Source organism: Delftia acidovorans NBRC 14950 (assembly GCF_001598795.1).
GTDB lineage: Bacteria > Pseudomonadota > Gammaproteobacteria > Burkholderiales > Burkholderiaceae_C > Comamonas > Comamonas acidovorans.
In genome coordinates this window covers 223948-239081 of record NZ_BCZP01000010.1, presented here as the reverse complement: position 1 = coordinate 239081, position 15134 = coordinate 223948, and the positions used below count along the sequence as shown (strand labels likewise).

13 protein-coding genes are annotated in these 15134 nt (G+C 69.9%); 3 read left to right on the top strand and 10 right to left on the bottom strand.

Annotated features, from left to right (window positions below):
* Positions 1-251 (top strand): hypothetical protein (locus tag DA1_RS15580; protein WP_062794131.1); only part of this gene is annotated, 251 nt, incomplete at its 5' end.
* Between the two features lie 48 nt (positions 252-299).
* Here DA1_RS15580 and DA1_RS15575 read toward each other — a convergent pair.
* From DA1_RS15575 to DA1_RS15565, 3 genes are read right to left on the bottom strand one after another with little or no spacing between them, the layout of a single operon-like run.
* Positions 300-1280, bottom strand: coding sequence for a CBASS cGAMP-activated phospholipase (locus DA1_RS15575; RefSeq protein ID WP_034389626.1), 981 nt, complete (start codon positions 1278-1280; stop codon positions 300-302).
* The gene (locus DA1_RS15570) at positions 1280-1729 is read right to left on the bottom strand and encodes a hypothetical protein (RefSeq protein ID WP_034389628.1); all 450 of its coding nucleotides are present in this window, start codon (positions 1727-1729) and stop codon (positions 1280-1282) included. The genes DA1_RS15575 and DA1_RS15570 overlap by 1 nt, the downstream gene beginning before the upstream one ends.
* Entirely contained in the window at positions 1726-2121 is a 396-nt protein-coding gene (locus DA1_RS15565; RefSeq protein ID WP_034389630.1) for a hypothetical protein, read from the bottom strand. Before DA1_RS15565 ends, DA1_RS15570 begins: the two co-directional genes overlap by 4 nt.
* 357 nt (positions 2122-2478) lie before the next feature.
* Here DA1_RS15565 and trpE point away from each other — a divergent pair, with 357 nt between their 5' ends.
* Together trpE and DA1_RS15555 are read left to right on the top strand one after the other, a co-directional pair.
* Positions 2479-3978: an anthranilate synthase component I gene (gene trpE, locus DA1_RS15560; RefSeq protein ID WP_013804687.1), complete on the top strand. Its 1500-nt coding sequence runs from the start codon at positions 2479-2481 to the stop codon at positions 3976-3978.
* Positions 3975-4325, top strand: coding sequence for a chorismate mutase (locus DA1_RS15555; protein WP_016449526.1), 351 nt, complete (start codon positions 3975-3977; stop codon positions 4323-4325). Before trpE ends, DA1_RS15555 begins: the two co-directional genes overlap by 4 nt.
* 13 nt (positions 4326-4338) lie before the next feature.
* On the opposite strand, the gene DA1_RS15550 is transcribed toward DA1_RS15555, so the two are convergent.
* From DA1_RS15550 to DA1_RS15520, 7 genes are all read right to left on the bottom strand, one after another.
* The gene (locus tag DA1_RS15550; RefSeq protein WP_034389632.1) at positions 4339-5586 is read right to left on the bottom strand and encodes an acetate/propionate family kinase; all 1248 of its coding nucleotides are present in this window, start codon (positions 5584-5586) and stop codon (positions 4339-4341) included.
* Positions 5583-7043, bottom strand: coding sequence for a bifunctional enoyl-CoA hydratase/phosphate acetyltransferase (locus DA1_RS15545; RefSeq protein WP_034389634.1), 1461 nt, complete (start codon positions 7041-7043; stop codon positions 5583-5585). Before DA1_RS15545 ends, DA1_RS15550 begins: the two co-directional genes overlap by 4 nt.
* Positions 7040-9451 (bottom strand): DUF3141 domain-containing protein, encoded by a 2412-nt coding sequence (locus tag DA1_RS15540; RefSeq protein ID WP_034398061.1) that lies wholly within the window; start codon positions 9449-9451, stop codon positions 7040-7042. Before DA1_RS15540 ends, DA1_RS15545 begins: the two co-directional genes overlap by 4 nt.
* 137 nt (positions 9452-9588) lie before the next feature.
* Positions 9589-10098, bottom strand: coding sequence for a hypothetical protein (locus DA1_RS15535; protein WP_034389636.1), 510 nt, complete (start codon positions 10096-10098; stop codon positions 9589-9591).
* 53 nt (positions 10099-10151) lie between these two features.
* Complete coding sequence (locus DA1_RS15530; protein WP_034389638.1) at positions 10152-11282, bottom strand: ABC transporter permease; 1131 nt, start codon at positions 11280-11282, stop codon at positions 10152-10154.
* Between the two features lies 1 nt (position 11283).
* Complete coding sequence (gene rbbA, locus DA1_RS15525; RefSeq protein WP_034389640.1) at positions 11284-14040, bottom strand: ribosome-associated ATPase/putative transporter RbbA; 2757 nt, start codon at positions 14038-14040, stop codon at positions 11284-11286.
* A complete protein-coding gene (locus tag DA1_RS15520) occupies positions 14037-15128 on the bottom strand; it encodes an HlyD family secretion protein (protein ID WP_012202692.1) in 1092 nt (363 codons plus the stop codon). The genes rbbA and DA1_RS15520 overlap by 4 nt, the downstream gene beginning before the upstream one ends.
* Between the last annotated feature and the right edge of the window lie 6 nt (positions 15129-15134).

The window sequence follows — 15134 nt, the reverse complement described above, 5'->3', positions numbered from 1 at the left end:
AGATCGGCCGGCTGACGCTGCAAGGCAGCAGCGAGGTGTATTCGCTGGGCCAGCTGGCGCTGGCCTGGCTGGAGCGGCCCGAGGGCCATCGCAATCTGGAGGTGGTGGCCAATGCGCTGCAGGCCATTTGCGGGGCTGCGCAGCGGATGGAGGAGCTGGTGGAGGACGAGGTGAGCTACGTGCATTGCCTGCAGGAGGATCCGGCGTATCTGCGGCGGATGGCTGCGGCTTCGGCGGCGTTTGAGCGCTGATTCTCTTTGCAAGCCCTGTAGGGCCTTCGCTTCGCTTGGCCTGGGGCTTCAGCCCAGGACGTTCTTCAGCAGCGTCTTTTCCTGGTCCGTGAGGGCGGCGATGCATTCGTCGCCCAGGGCCTGCAGCAGACGGGTGCTGTCGGCGTTGGCGATGTCCAGGCCCAGGCGCTTTTGCTGGGCTGCGGGCTGCGTGAAGTTCAGGCGCAGGTAGCTGCTGGTGCCCAGTTCCTGGCGGGCCGCCTTGACGGCCTGGACCTCCTGGGCGGCCATGACCAGGTCCAGCAGGGGCTTGACCAGGGTCAGCCCGCGCCGGGGCATGGCCACGGGGTCCTGGCCCTGCTGGGGGTTGGCGGTGCCTATGCTGATCATCACGATGTCGGCGGCCGGCCCCCAGAGCTGGCGGGCGGCCTGCAGGGCCAGCAGGTCGGGCGCGTTGGCGGCGAGTCCGCCGTCCACGAAGACATGGCCTGCTGCGGCGTGCGCGGGAAAGTAGGTGGGGGCGGCCGATGAGGCCAGCATGGCGTCCATCAGCGTCAGGCCCAGCCGGTCCCTGTCGGGCAGGGCGCCGCTGGCCAGCACGTGCAGCTGCGATGAATTCCAGTTCACGGCGGGCAGCAGCAGCGGCACCTGCAGTTGCCCCAGGGCGGACTGCTCCGCTTGCGGCATGGCCTCCTTGATCGCTGCGCGCAGCGGGGCGCTGTCATAGAGCGCCTTGCCCATGGCCTGGCGCAGGCCGGGCAGCCATTTGGAGGGAAAGATGGCGGGGCCGTGGTCCAGCAGCAGCTGCTTGATGCGCGCGGGCTGGCAGCCGCTGGCCAGGGCGGTGGCGATGATTGCGCCGATGGAGGTGCCGGCGAACAGGTCCACTTTCTCCAGCAGGTCGCCGTTGCCGAATTCGCGGTGGATGCGCTCCAGCACATGTGCGCTGAACAGGCCGCGATAGCCGCCGCCCGACAGGCTCAGGACGACCCGGCGCCTGCGCAGGCCCTGGCGCACCGCGCTGGACAGGGGCGGTACGTCGAAGTCCATCACAGCGCGTGCACGGTGACGCCCCGGGCGGCGGCCTGCGTCAGGTAGAGGTTGGCGGGTTCGGTGTAGCAGACCTTGAGCAGGTCGGCCGTGGCGATGAGCAGCCGCAGGTCCTGCGCCAGGGGCGCCGTGCCCTGCGGGCCCTGGCTGTCCAGCGGCGCGAAGTTGCGCCATTCGATGAAGCGCTCCAGCACCTTGTTGTCCACGCTGGTCAGCATGGAGGCGCCTTCGGCCCGCAGGTTGGCATACAGCGCGTCGAGCAGGGAGAACCACTCGTTGCGGTCGCGCAGGTCGTGGAATGCCTCGGCCACGGCGGCCTTGGCGATGGCCATGGACAGGTCGCTGACGATGCAGTCCAGCGGCCGGATGGTGGAGAACCACTGCAGGGTTGCGGGTTCCTGGTTCGCCATCCACAGCAGGCAGCGGGGGCCCAGCAGGTAGCGGCTCATGGCGCGCGCCGGGCGGGTACGTCGATATCGCCGCGCGCCCCGGACATCTGCGCAGCGGACAGATCCACGGCCTGGCGCGGCAGCGGCAGGGACCGGCAGATGTCGGCCACCGTGCGGGGGGCGCGCTCGTTGGCGGACAGGGCCACCATGTGCTCCTCGCTGACGATCACGTAGCGCTTGCGGCCCTGGGAGATGAGGGCCACCCCGTCGTGATCGGCCTGTTTGAGCACCGAGCCGTACTGCGCCTTGAAGACCGAGATCGGCATGGGCGTGGTGTTGCGCGGCATGGCCGATCCGACCTGATGGCTCAGGTCCCGCAGGGCGCGGTTCAGCGGGTCGCGCTCGCCCTCGGGCAAGGCAGCGTCGGTGCGGGCGGAGAAATGGGACGGCATGGTCGACCTTTCTGGTCAGGTTGTGCTGCCATTGTTGGTCAGGCTGACCAGGGTGTCAATTGTGGCCATGGCAGGCCCCTGCGGCGCCCCCGCAAGGCGCCGGTCCGCACTTGTACCCAGCCGCGTCTGCGCTACACTTGCCCGCTATGTTCATTCATCGCATGTTCATTGCAGGTTGTGGAGACCGGGGAGCCTGGCCCTGGCGCAAGCCTGTCCAACTGAACAGCTGAAGCACCCGGGGCGCGACCCGGCGTGCACCCGAGGCCCCACGGGCCAATCGAATGAATCGGCGCAATCCATACGCAGCCCGCACCCACACCAGGTCTGCCAGCGCCACGCAATCCGGAGTCTTTCCCCGTGATCACCGAACTCGAATTCAAGAGCCTTGCTGCGCAGGGCTACAACCGCATCCCTCTGATGGTCGAGGCGTTTGCGGATCTCGAAACCCCCCTGTCCCTCTACCTCAAGCTGGCCCATGCGGGCGGTGACGGCAAGCACAGCTTTTTGCTGGAGTCCGTGGTGGGCGGCGAGCGCTTCGGGCGCTACAGCTTCATCGGCCTGCCTGCACGCACGCTGCTGCGCGCCAGCGGCTTCGGCGATGCGGCATGCACCGAGGTGGTGACCGATGGCCAGGTGGTGGAGACGGCCAAGGGCAATCCGCTGGATTTCATCGCTGCCTACCAAAAGCGCTTCAAGGTGGCGCTGCGCCCGGGGCTGCCGCGTTTTTGCGGCGGGCTGGCCGGCTACTTCGGCTACGACGCCGTGCGCTATATCGAGAAGAAGCTGGAAGATTCCTGCCCGCCCGATACGCTCAACTGCCCCGACATCCTGCTGCTGCAGTGCGAGGAAGTGGCGGTGATCGACAACCTGTCGGGCAAGCTGTACCTGATCGTCTATGCCAACCCCGGCGAGAGCGAGGCCTATACGCGCGCCAAGAAGCGGCTGCGGCAGTTGAAGGATCTGCTGCGCTACTCGGTCAGCGCGCCGCAGATCAAGGCCGGCGAGAGCCATCCGGCCCAGCGCAGCTTTGCCAAGGAAGACTACCTGGCGGCCGTGGAGAAGGCCAAGGAGCTGATCGCCGCGGGCGACTTCATGCAGGTGCAGGTGGGCCAGCGCATCCACAAGCGCTTCACGGCCAGCCCCTTGAGCCTGTACCGCGCGCTGCGTTCGCTCAATCCCAGCCCCTACATGTACTACTACCACCTGGGCGATTTCCATGTGGTGGGCGCAAGCCCCGAGATCCTGGTGCGCCAGGAGAACACGGACGAGGGCCAGAAGGTCACCATCCGCCCGCTGGCCGGCACGCGCCCGCGCGGCGCCACGCCCGAGGCCGACAAGGCCACCGAAAAGGAGCTGGTGGCCGACCCCAAGGAACGCGCCGAGCACGTGATGCTGATCGACCTGGCGCGCAACGACATCGGCCGCATCGCCAAGACGGGCAGCGTGAAGGTGACCGAGGCCTTTGCCGTGGAGCGCTACAGCCACGTGATGCACATCGTCAGCAACGTGGAGGGCATTCTGCGCGACGGCATGGACAACATGGACGTGTTCAAGGCCACCTTCCCGGCCGGCACGCTGACGGGCGCGCCCAAGGTGCATGCCATGGAGGTCATCGACCAGCTGGAGCCCACCAAGCGCGGCATCTACGGCGGCGCCTGCGGCTACCTGAGCTTTGCGGGCGACATGGACCTGGCCATTGCCATCCGCACCGGCGTGATCAAGGACGGCACGCTCTACGTGCAGGCCGCCGCCGGCGTGGTGGCCGATTCCGTGCCCGAGATGGAATGGAAAGAGACCGAGCACAAGGCGCGCGCATTGATGCGCGCGGCCGAGCTGGTGGAGGAAGGACTGGAATGAGCACGGACCGCGCCAAGCAGGCCATCGACCTGGTGCAGCACTGCACCGACATGCTGGATGTGCGCCGCAATGTGGATGCGCTGGACGATGTGCTGGTGCCGCTGCTGGTCACGCGCATGGGCTACATGCAGCAGGCCGCGCGCATCAAGGCCGATGCGGCCCAGGTGCGCGACGAGGGCCGCATCGAGGCCATCGTGCGCCGCGTGCGCGAGCGCACGGCCGCCGAGGGCGGCCAGCCCGACATGATGGAGGCGGTGTACCGCCACCTCATGGAGGAATGCATTGCCTACGAGCACCGCGAGTTCGCGCGGCTGCGCGAAGGCGGTGCGCAGGACGATCGTTCCTAGGGCCTGTTCACACTCATGCGGGGATCGCGTTGCCCGGCAGCCAGCGCAGCGCATGGCGCGCTGCCACCCATTCCTCGTTGGTGGGCTCCACGCCCACGGTGACGGCGCTGCCGGTGGCCGAGATCACGGCCGCATCGCGCGCATTGGCCTCGGCGTCCAGCCGCAGGCCCAGAAAGCCCAGGCCCTCGCACACGCGCCGCCGTATCTCGGCGCTGTGCTCGCCCACGCCTGCGGTGAACACCAGCAGGTCCAGGCCGCCCAGCACGGCGACCAGGGCGCCGATCTCGCGCACGATGCGCCGCACGTACAGGGCCAGCGCATCGCGCGCGCGCTCGGCCTGGGCATCGCCGCCTGACTCCAGCGGCAGCAGCACGCGCGGCTCGGACGAGGTGCCCGAGACGCCCAGCAGGCCGGACTCGTGGTACAGGATGCGGCCCACTTCCTGCAGGCTGAGCTTTTCGATTTCCATCAGGTAGATCACGGCGCCGGGGTCCAGCGCGCCGGTGCGCGTGCCCATCATCAGGCCATCCAGCGCAGAGAAGCCCATGGTCGTGGCCACGCTTTGCAGGCCCTGCATGGCGCACAGGCTGGCGCCGCTGCCCAGGTGGGCCACCAGGGTGCGCCCGCGTGCCAGGTCGCCATGGCGCTCGGGCAGGGCGGTGGCCATGTATTCGTAGGACAGGCCGTGGAAGCCGTAGCGGCGCAGCCCGCGCTCCCAGGCCGCGTGCGGCAGGGGCAGCAGTTGCTCGACCTTGGGCAGCGTGTGGTGGAAGGCGGTGTCGAAGCAGGCCACCTGCACCAGTTCGGGCCGCTCGCGCAGCAGGATGTCCATGGCCTCCAGCGCAAAGGGCTGGTGCAGCGGCGCCAGCGGGATGAAGGCCTTGAGGTCGGCCAGCACGCCGGCATCGACGCGCACGGGCTCGAAGTAGCGGCTGCCGCCGTGCACCACGCGGTGGGCGACGGCGGCCACGCGGGCGCCGTCCAGCTGCGCCAGCCGCGCGGTGATGCGCTCGCGGATCAGCTGCAGCGCGGCGCGGTAGGGGTGAGCGGCATCCAGGGCAATGGCAAAGGGCGGCACGCCGCTCTCGCCGAAGTCGGGCGCGGGCCCGCCGATGCCCTGGACCTTGCCGTTCCACAGCGGCTTGCGCGGCAGCGGGCGCTGGGCACCGTCGAAGACGGCGAACTTGATGCTGGACGAGCCGCAGTTGAGCACCACGACCAGTTCGCGGGCGGGGGAGGATGCGGTGTGGGCGGAGATCATGGCGGGGAGTTCCGGTAGCGGTGGGCCAGCAGCAGGGCGATGGCGCAGGAGGCAATGCGCGAGGCGCGGCTGTCGGCGCGGCTGGTCAGGATCACGGGCACCTTGGCTCCCATGACGATGCCGGCGCTGGCCGCCTCGCCCATGTACATGAGCTGCTTGGCCAGCATGTTGCCGCTTTCCAGGTCGGGCACGACCAGGATGTCGGCCTGGCCCGCCACGGGCGAATCGATGCCCTTGGTGCGCGCGGCGGCCATGGACACGGCGTTGTCGAAGGCCAGCGGCCCGTCGAGCACGCCGCCTTCGATCTGGCCCCGGTCGGCCATCTTGCACAGCGCGGCGGCGTCCAGCGTGGCCGGCATGTGCGGGCTCACGGTCTCCACGGCGGCCAGGATGGCGACCTTGGGCTCGGGCACGCCGATGGCATGTGCCAGGGCGATGGCGTTGCGCACGATGTCGGCCTTTTGCTGCAGGTCGGGCGCGAGGTTGATGGCCGCATCGGTGACGATGAACGGGCGCGGGTAGTGCGGCGTCTGCAGCACGAAGCAGTGGCTGACGCGGCGCTTGGTGCGCAGGCCGGCGGCGGCGGCCACGACCTCGGCCATGAGTTCGTCCGTGTGCAGGCTGCCTTTCATGATGGCCTCGACCTCGCCGCAGGCGGCCAGCTCGGCGCCGCGCGTGGCGGCGGCGTGGCTGTGCGGGACGTCCTCGATGCGCAGGCCGCCCAGGTCCAGCCCGTGCTCGGCTGCCACGGCCTCCAGCCGCGCGCGCGGGGCCACCAGCACGGGGTCGATCAGGCCTTCGCGGCGCGCGTCCAGCGCGGCCGAGAGGCTGGGCTCGTCGCAGGGATGGACCACGGCCACGCGGATGGGCGGCAGGCCGGCCACATGGGCCAGCAGGCGCTGCAGGCCGTCGCGTCCACCGGCTTCCAGGCGGATCTCGGGCAGGCTGGTGCGCTGGCGCTCGATGTGGCGCGCAGGCGCATGCACGGTGGCCTGGCCCTCGATCACGGCGGCGCCATGCTGGTTGTTGCAGGCCACGGCCAGCGTGACCTGGCGCTGCTCGGCCTGCTTGGCCAGCACCTCCACGCGCACGGTCAGCCGGTCGCCTGCGGCCAGCGGCGCCAGAAAGCGCAGCGTCTGGCCGACCAGGGTGGTGCCGGGGCCGGGCAGGCGCGTGCCCAGCACCGAGGCCAGCAGCATGCCGCCCCACATGCCGTGGGCGATCAGGGCCGTGTCGTCATCGTCGGCGCCGGCAACCGTGCCGGCACCGGCACCGGCACCAGTGCCGTCGGCCACGGCCGCGCCCGACAGGGCGGCAAACAGGCGCAGGTCCTGGGTGCTCAACGTGCGTTCCAGGCTGGCGCTGTCGCCCACGTCCAGTTCGTCAAAGCTGTGGTTGCGCAGCAGGGCCAGGTCTTCGGGCGGCAGGGCCGCATCGGAATCGGGGGAGAGGTTCATCGCTTTTTCCGGGGGCTGGGGTGTGCACGGCTGGCCTGGGCGCGTGCGGGGCGCTTGGCGGCAGGCGCGGAGTCGGGAACAGGTGCGGTCAGAGACGCTGCCGAAGGTGCCGTCACAGGTGCCGTCACAGGTGCGGGTTCAGGCTCGGCCACCGAGGCTGGCGCGATGGCTGGGTGCCGCTCGGCCTGCTCTTTCGCCTGCCTGGACTCGGCGGCCTCCAGCGCCTGCACGAAATGCCCCATGGCCTGCAGCAGGCGCTGGTGCTCGGCATCGCTGAGGTTGCCGCCCTGGTTGGCCAGCTCGTCCACCGTGGTCATGCCCCAGCGGATGTCGGCGGCGGGCGAGGCGGCCAGCAACCGGGGGATGGCGGCCATGGCGGCGTCGGGCTCGCGCTGCATCAGCAGGGCCTGGCGGCGCACGATGCGGCGGAACTGCGCCATGTCGGGCGGCACGCCGCCCAGGTGGTCCTGCAGCAGCCGCCAGGCGTGGCGGAAGTGGCGCTCATCGGCCTCGCCGCGTGCGCGCAGCACGTGGAACAGGGCGCGGATGACAGCCTCGTACAGCCCGCCCTGGGCCACGCTTTCGTGCAGCCGTGCCAGCTCCTGGCGCATGTACTGGCAGTGCTCGGGCGATTCGCCGGGGTGCGGGCGCGGCGGGCCGTCGTCCTGCCGGCTTTGGCCGGCCAGGGCCTGGACCAGGGGCGAGCCATAGATGGCGTGGAACAGCCGCGCCTGCATGGCATCGCGCTGGTCGCGGTAGGTGTCGAGCAGATGCACCACGGCCTGCGACATGGCCTGCTGCGCCTTCAGGAAGGGGTTGTCGGGCTCGACGGGGTGGCGGTCCTCGCGCGCATGCTCGGCGACCTGGGCCACGACGGGCGCCAGCGGGTGCGAGTCCGACCAGCATTCATAGCCCACGCGCAGCGGGTGCATGGCCTGCAGCCAGCGCGCAGACAGCGGCGTGGACAGCGCCTGCACCCAGGGCTGCACGGTGTTGCGGTACAGGGCCAGGTTGATTTCGGAGACGCGCGCGGCAGCGGCGAAGTGGCGCTCGCTTTCGGGGTCGGGCCGGACGATGGAGCGCACCTCGGCCAGGTCGCTGCGGCGGATCTTCATCAGGTAGGCGTCGTCGGTCAGATCCTGTGCCGGCACACCGGCCGGGCGGTCGGCGATCTCGGCGCGGTAGATGCCGGCGGGCAGCAGGTCGATGATGTCGATGTGCGCCGCGAACTCGCGGTGCTCCTTGCGGCCCACGGCGCCCGAGACAAAGATGCCCAGGTGGCCGATGCTGTCATGCGTGGCGAAGACGATGGTCTGGTCGTGGGCGGCGATGTCCTCGTCGTCGCGGTACAGGTCGGTGATCCAGCCCAGGGCCTGGCCCGGCGGCGTGATGTTGTCGCCATGCGAGCAGAACACCACGATGGGCGAGCGGATGTTGCGCAGGTCGATGCGCACGCCGTCCGAGGTCGTCAGCTCGGCCGTGGCCAGCCGGTTGCCGATGAACAGGTTGTCCACGATGTACTGCATCTCGCGGCCTTCCAGGAAGACATAGCCGCCCCAGTACTTCTCGAAGCCCAGGTAGCGCGGCCCCTCGGTGTCCACGTCGGCATAGACCTGGTACTGCTTTTCCCACAGCGTGTTGGCCGGGTTGAGGTTCTCGAAGTTCTGCACCAGCCATGCGCCGTCGAAGCGGCCCGCGCCCAGGTCGCTGGTCAGCGCCGTCATCCAGCTGCCGCCCATGAGGCCGCCGCCGTAGCGCATGGGGTTGTCGCCGGCCCAGTACGACAGCGGCGCACCGGCCACGATGATGGGGCCGAACAGCTCGGGCCAGACGGCGGCCGTCATGAGGATCTGCCAGCCGGCCTGGCAGTTGCCGATGACGGCGGGCTTGCCCCGGCTCTCGGGGTGCAGCTCGGCGACCTTGCGCACGAATTGGGCCTCGGCGCGCATCACGTCCTCGACGGTCTGGCCGGGCACGGGGTCGGGCAGGAAGCCCACGAAGTAGCAGGGGTGGCCGGCCTTGAGCGCGGCGCCGATCTCGCTGTCGGGCTTGAAGCCGCCGATGCCGGGGCCGTGGCCCGCGCGCGGATCGACGACGATGAAGGGGCGCTTGGCCGGGTCGATGACCGTGCCCTCCATGGGCGCGATGCGTGCCAGGCCGTAGTTGACGGGGCGCGGCAGGTCCAGGCCCGACATCACGATCTCGGCCCGGAAGCTCAGCACATTGGGCACTTCCTCGGCCAGATGCTCGCGGTACTGGTTGCCACGCTGGCGCCGGATGTCGGCATACAGCAGCGAGCGCTGCCAGGCATCGGTGGCGTATTGCGCGGCTGCCTGCGACAGCTTCATCGGATCGCCCCACATCCCTCCCACGTCCACGGTGCCGTGGCTCTGCAGGTTCTCGTTCATCTGGCCCACTCCTTTACCGGCATGTCATGCCCTGCTCTTAGATTGCGTGTGATTGCTTGTGGCTGGGTGCGGATGGCCGCCCCGCGCCCATGCGGCCCCGAACCTGCGGGACCGCGTGGCGGCTTCCTTGGGGGCCGTCAGCCCTGGGCTGTGGTGTCGCGGGCCGTTTCGGCGGCGGCTGCCGCAATGGGCTGCTGCGCCGCATGGGCGGGCTGGGCCACGGACTGCACGGCCGAGGTCCAGCGGGCGAGCAGGTCGCTCCACGGCACGGCGGTGTCGGCTGCGCCCTGGGTGCTGTTGCCCAGCGTGGCTGCCACCTGTTGCTGCCAGTCGTGCACGGCCTGCTGCACGCCCTGGGCCAGGGTCATCTGGCTGGCCATGGCGGTCTGGGCCAGGGCCTGGGCATGGCCCATGCGCAGGTGGGCGTGGCGCCAGAAGGCCTGGGCGGGCAGGGTGGCCAGCTCCTGCCAGCTGCTGGTCTGCTGCACGCCCTCGATCTCGCTGCCGGTCTCGGCGATGCGCTCGGGGCCGTTGCGTGCGGCATGCTCCAGCCACTGTTGGCCGCTTTCCTGCAGCAGCCGGCTCAGGTGCAGCTGCAGTTCAAGCTGTGCCTTGAGCAGATGGAGGGGAATGGTCTGTGCGCTCATATGAAACTCCTTGCTGGTTGAGATGGAAAGATGCCTTGGCGGCGGGAACGAAATCAGGCCATCTGGCTGATGGTCTTGCGAAAACGGGTGAGCGTGAGGGCGAACAGCACGGAGCCGATCGCGGCCAGCGCGAGGAAGGGCTTCCAGACCACGTCCAGCCCCGCTCCGCGGTAGAGGATGGCCTGCGACAGCTCGACAAAGTGGGTGGTCGGCGCGGCCAGCATGATGTTCTGCACCAGCTCGGGCATGCTTTCGCGCGGCGTCATGGCGCCCGACAGCAGCTGCAGCGGCAGCAGCACGAGCACCAGCAGCATGCCGAACTGTGGCATGTTGCGCGCCAGCGTGGCAAGGAAGATCCCCAGCGACGTTGTGGCGAACAGGCACAGCGCGGCCCCCGCCAGGAACAGCGGCAGCGAGCCTTCGATGGGAACGCCCAGGGCGCCGCGCACCACGAGGTTGAGCGAGGCAAAGGCGGTGACCAGCACGACCAGTCCCATGGACCATATCTTGGCCAGCATGATCTCGGTCGGTGTCACCGGCATGACCAGCAGGTGCTCCACCGTGCCGTGCTCGCGCTCGCGGATCAGGGCCGCGCCCGTGAGGATGATGGACAGCATGGTCACGTTGTTGATGATCTGCATCAGCCCGCCGAACCAGACCTTGTCCAGCGCCGGATTGAAGCGCGCGCGCACCACCAGGTCCACGGGCAGGGCGGTGGCGCCCCGAAAGCGCCGCACGAACTCGCTGACCTCGGCCGAGACGATCTGCTGCACATAGCTGTTGCCCGTGAAGGCCTGGCTCATGCGCGTGGCGTCCACGTTCAGCTGCAGCTCGGGGGCGCGGCCCGCCAGCACGTCGCGCTGGAAGTTGGGCGGGATGTTGAGCACGAAGGTGTAGGTGCCCGAGTCCATGCCCGGGTCCATCTGCGTGCGATCGATCATGGCCGGCGGCGCGAACTGCGGCGGATAGAAGGCGCCCGCGATGCGTTGCGACAGCGGCGAGCCGTCCTCGTCCACGATGGCGATGGGCGCGTTGTGCAGGCTCTCGGGCATGGCCGTGGCCGCCGTGTAGATGGAGACCGTGAACACATAGGCGATGAGCACCAGCAGCACGGGGTCGCGCCACAGGCTCCACAGCTCCTTGACGCCCAGCCGGTAGATGTTGGAGAAAAGGCGGGTGCGCATGTCAGCTCTCCTGCTTTCTGGTCAGTGCAATGGCCAGGCCCAGGATCACCGGCACGGACAGCAGCAGCGGCCCGAACGAGCCGGCCAGCTCCCTAAATCCCAGCGCCTTGCTGAACACGCCGCGGCTGATGGCGATCATGTGGCTGGCCGGATAGACCTCGCCGATGACGCGGCCCGCCCCCTCCAGCGAGGACACGGGATCGACCAGGCCCGCGAACTGCGTGGTGGGGATCAGCGTGCCGATCAGCACCAGGAACATCGAGGCGATCTGGCTGCGCGTCAGCGTGGAGGCCAGCAGGCCGAAGCCCGTGGAGGCGCCACTGAAGATCAGCGCCGCCAGGGCCAGCGTGGCAAAGCTGCCCGTCACGGGAACGCCGAACAGGGTGACGGCCATCAGGCACATCAGCAGGAAGTTCAGCATGGCCAGCACCACATAGGGCAGTTGCTTGCCCAGCAAGAATTCGGTGCGCGTGACCGGCGTGACGTAGAGGTTGGTGATGGAGCCGCTTTCCTTCTCGCGCACCACGGCCAGCGCCGTCAGCATGGCGGGCAAAAGCAGCAGCAGCAGGGGCATGACGGCCGGCACCATGGCCGGCAGGCTGCGCACGTCGGGGTTGTAGCGAAAGCGCGTCTGGATGTCGATCAGGCCGGCCGGCGCCACGCCCAGGCGCTCGCGCGCCTGCTCGGTCAGCCAGTGCTGGTGGATGCCCTGCAGGTAGCCGCGCACGGTCTCGGCGCGCGTGGGCATGGCGCCGTCGAACCAGGCGCCCACCTGCACGGAGCCGCCGCGCAGCACGTCGCGCGCAAAGCCCGGGGGGATCTCGATGGCCAGGGTCAGCTCGCCGCTGCGCATGCGGCGGTCCAGTGCGTCGTAGTCGGTCAGCGGCGGCTGCTCGATGAAGTAGCGCGAGCCCGACAGGCTCATCGCATAGCTGCGGCTGATGGTGGTCTGGTCGCGGTCCAGCACGGCAAAGCGCAGGTCCTCCACGTCCAGGCTGATGCCGTAGCCCATCACGAACATCAGGATCAGCGAGCCCACCAGGGCCAGCGTGGCGCGCACCGGGTCGCGCTGCAGCTCCAGCGCTTCGCGCCAGACATAGCTGAGCATGCGCTGGGCGCTGAAATGGCGGCGGCGCGCGGTGTGCGTTTCCACGGCAGCGGTGGCGGCAGGCGCGGCCGGTTCCTCGACGGCTGGGGCCTCGCCGCCACCGGCCTCGACCAGGTAGCCGATGAAGGCTTCCTCCAGCGTGGCCGCGCCGCGCTTGGCCACCAGGCGCGCGGGCGTGTCGCTGTCCAGCACCTTGCCCGCATGCATCATGGACATGCGGTCGCAGCGCTCGGCCTCGTTCATGAAGTGGGTGGAGATGAAGATGGTCACGCGGTCGCGCCGCGACAGCTCCACCAGCAGGCGCCAGAAGCCGTCGCGCGCCACGGGGTCCACGCCCGAGGTGGGCTCGTCCAGGATGAGCAGCTCGGGCTTGTGCACCATGGCCACGGCCAGCGACAGGCGCTGGCGCATGCCCAGCGGCAGGGCGGCCGGCAGGCTGTGCTGCGCGGCCTGCAGGTCGAAGCGCTGCAGCATCTCGGCCACGCGCGCGGGAATGTCCGCCTCGGGCACGCCGAACAGGCGCGCGTGCAGCACCAGGTTCTGGTGCACGGTCAGCTCGCCGTACAGCGAGAACGCCTGGGTCATGTAGCCCACGCGGCGGCGCGTGTCGATGTCGCGCGGGTCCACGGGCTGGCCGAACAGCCAGGCCTGGCCCTCGCTGGCCGGCAGCAGGCCGGTCAGCATCTTCATGGTGGTGCTCTTGCCGCAGCCGTTGGAGCCCAGGAAGCCGAAGATCTCGCCGCGGCGGATGCGGAAGGACACATGGTCCACGGCGACGAAGTCGCCAAAGCGCATGGTCAGGTCCCTGGCCTCGATGGCGATGTCGTCCTCGCCGCCCTCGGGCAGGGGAGCGATGGTCACGGGCGCATGGCCGCGCTTTTTCTCTTCGGGCAGCAGGGCGATGAAGGCCTCTTCCAGCGAGCGGCTGCCCGTGCGCTGCAGCAGCTCGGCCGGCGTGCCCGTGGCCAGCACGCGGCCCTCGTCCATGGCCACCAGCCAGTCGAAGCGCTGGGCCTCGTCCATGTAGGCCGTGGCCACCAGCACGCTCATGCCGGGGCGCTGGCGGCGGATGCGCGCGATCAGGTCCCAGAACTGGGCGCGCGCCAGCGGGTCCACGCCCGTGGTGGGCTCGTCCAGGATCAGCAGGTCGGGGTCGTGGATCAGCGCGCAGCACAGGCCCAGCTTCTGCTTCATGCCGCCCGACAGCTTGCCGGCCGGCCGCTCCAGGAATTTGCGCAGGCCCGTGGCCTGGGTGAGATCGTCGATGCGCCGGCGCCGTTCGGCCGCGTCATGGCCGAACAGGCGCGCGAAGAACTGCAGGTTCTCCTCCACCGACAGCGTGGGATAGAGGTTGCGCCCCAGGCCCTGCGGCATGTAGGCCACGCGCGGGCAGACGGCCTCGCGGTGCCGGCGCTGGGCCATGTCGCCGCCCAGCACCTCGACGCTGCCTTCCTGGATCTTGCGCGCCCCGGAGATCAGCGCCATGAGGCTGGACTTGCCCACGCCGTCCGGCCCGATCAGGCCGACCATGCGGCCTTCGGGAATGTCCAGGTCGATGCCCGCCAGGGCCTCGACCTGGCCATAGCGCTGGTGCACGCCCTTCAGGCGCACGACCCAGCCGCTGGCGTGGGGCGTCGTGCTCTCGCTCATTGCGCAGGCTGGGCTGGCAGCTTGATGGCCAGGTTGGCGGGCCACTCATGGCTGGCATCGGTGCGCAGCCAGGCCATGCCGGGTACGCCGGTCTTGACCTGTTCCAGATGGCGGCGCAGCAGCTCCGGCGGGATCTGGGCGCGCACGCGGAACATCAGCTTCTGGCGCTCGCTGGCGGTCTCCACGGTCTTGGGCGTGAACTGGGCCTGGCTGGCGACGAAGGAGACGCGGGCCGGAATCACGTACTCGGGCGCGGCGTCCAGCACCAGGCGCACCTCGCTGCCCAGTGCAATGCGCCCGGCTGCAGTTTCCGGCACGAAGAAGGTCATGTAGACATCGGACAGGTCCAGCAGGTTGAGCACGCGCCCGCCTGCGCCCAGCACTTCGCCGGGCTGGGCCACGCGCAGCTGTACGCGGCCGTCGCGCGGGGCCTTGAGCACGCCGTCGTCGATGTCGGCCTGCACGCGCGCCACCGTGGCCGTGGCCGCCTGCACCTGGGAGCGCACGCCCACCACCTGGGCCTCGGCCGCCTTCACGGCGGCCTGGGCGGCGGCGGCCTGGGCGCGCGTGGCGGCCAGCGCCGCCTCGCTGCCGCGCACGCGGGCGCGGTCGTCATCGAGCTCCTGCACCGAAGAGGCGCCCTCGCGCGCCAGCGTTTCCGAGCGCTTGAAGCGGCGCTGCGCGGCATCCACCTCGGTCTCGCGCTGCACGATCAGGGCCTGGGCGGCGGCCAGGTCGCTGCGGCGCAGGGTGACCTGGGCCTCGGCCGCGGCCACGCTGTGCTCGGCCTGCTGGCGCATGGCGTCGGCTTCCTGGCGCTGGGCGCGCAGGGTGTCGATCTGCATGCGCGCCACGGGCTGGCCGGCCTGCACGAAGTCGCCCTCGCGCACCAGGATTTCCTCCACGCGGCCGGGCAGCTTGGTGGAGATGTCGATCTCGGTGGCCTCGACACGGCCGTTGCTGCCGACGAAGCCCTCGCCCGGGCCCTTGGGCGTGAAGGTCTTCCAGGCCCACCAGGCCACGAGGGCCAGGACCGCCACGGCGGCGATCGGCACGATCTTGTTCTTCAGAGAGGTGTTCTTGTCCATGGGCGG

Bases quoted from the DNA above. Each gene is read 5' to 3' on its own strand.
- DA1_RS15575 (WP_034389626.1), bottom strand. From the start codon at position 1,280: ATGGACTTCGACGTACCGCCCCTGTCCAGCGCGGTGCGCCAGGGCCTG.
- DA1_RS15565 (WP_034389630.1), bottom strand. From the start codon at position 2,121: ATGCCGTCCCATTTCTCCGCCCGCACCGACGCTGCCTTGCCCGAGGGC.
- DA1_RS15555 (WP_016449526.1), top strand. From the start codon at position 3,975: ATGAGCACGGACCGCGCCAAGCAGGCCATCGACCTGGTGCAGCACTGC.
- rbbA (WP_034389640.1), bottom strand. From the start codon at position 14,040: ATGAGCGAGAGCACGACGCCCCACGCCAGCGGCTGGGTCGTGCGCCTG.
- DA1_RS15550 (WP_034389632.1), bottom strand. From the start codon at position 5,586: ATGATCTCCGCCCACACCGCATCCTCCCCCGCCCGCGAACTGGTCGTG.
- DA1_RS15520 (WP_012202692.1), bottom strand. From the start codon at position 15,128: ATGGACAAGAACACCTCTCTGAAGAACAAGATCGTGCCGATCGCCGCC.
- DA1_RS15540 (WP_034398061.1), bottom strand. From the start codon at position 9,451: ATGAACGAGAACCTGCAGAGCCACGGCACCGTGGACGTGGGAGGGATG.
- DA1_RS15530 (WP_034389638.1), bottom strand. From the start codon at position 11,282: ATGCGCACCCGCCTTTTCTCCAACATCTACCGGCTGGGCGTCAAGGAG.
- DA1_RS15545 (WP_034389634.1), bottom strand. From the start codon at position 7,043: ATGAACCTCTCCCCCGATTCCGATGCGGCCCTGCCGCCCGAAGACCTG.
- DA1_RS15570 (WP_034389628.1), bottom strand. From the start codon at position 1,729: ATGAGCCGCTACCTGCTGGGCCCCCGCTGCCTGCTGTGGATGGCGAAC.
- DA1_RS15535 (WP_034389636.1), bottom strand. From the start codon at position 10,098: ATGAGCGCACAGACCATTCCCCTCCATCTGCTCAAGGCACAGCTTGAA.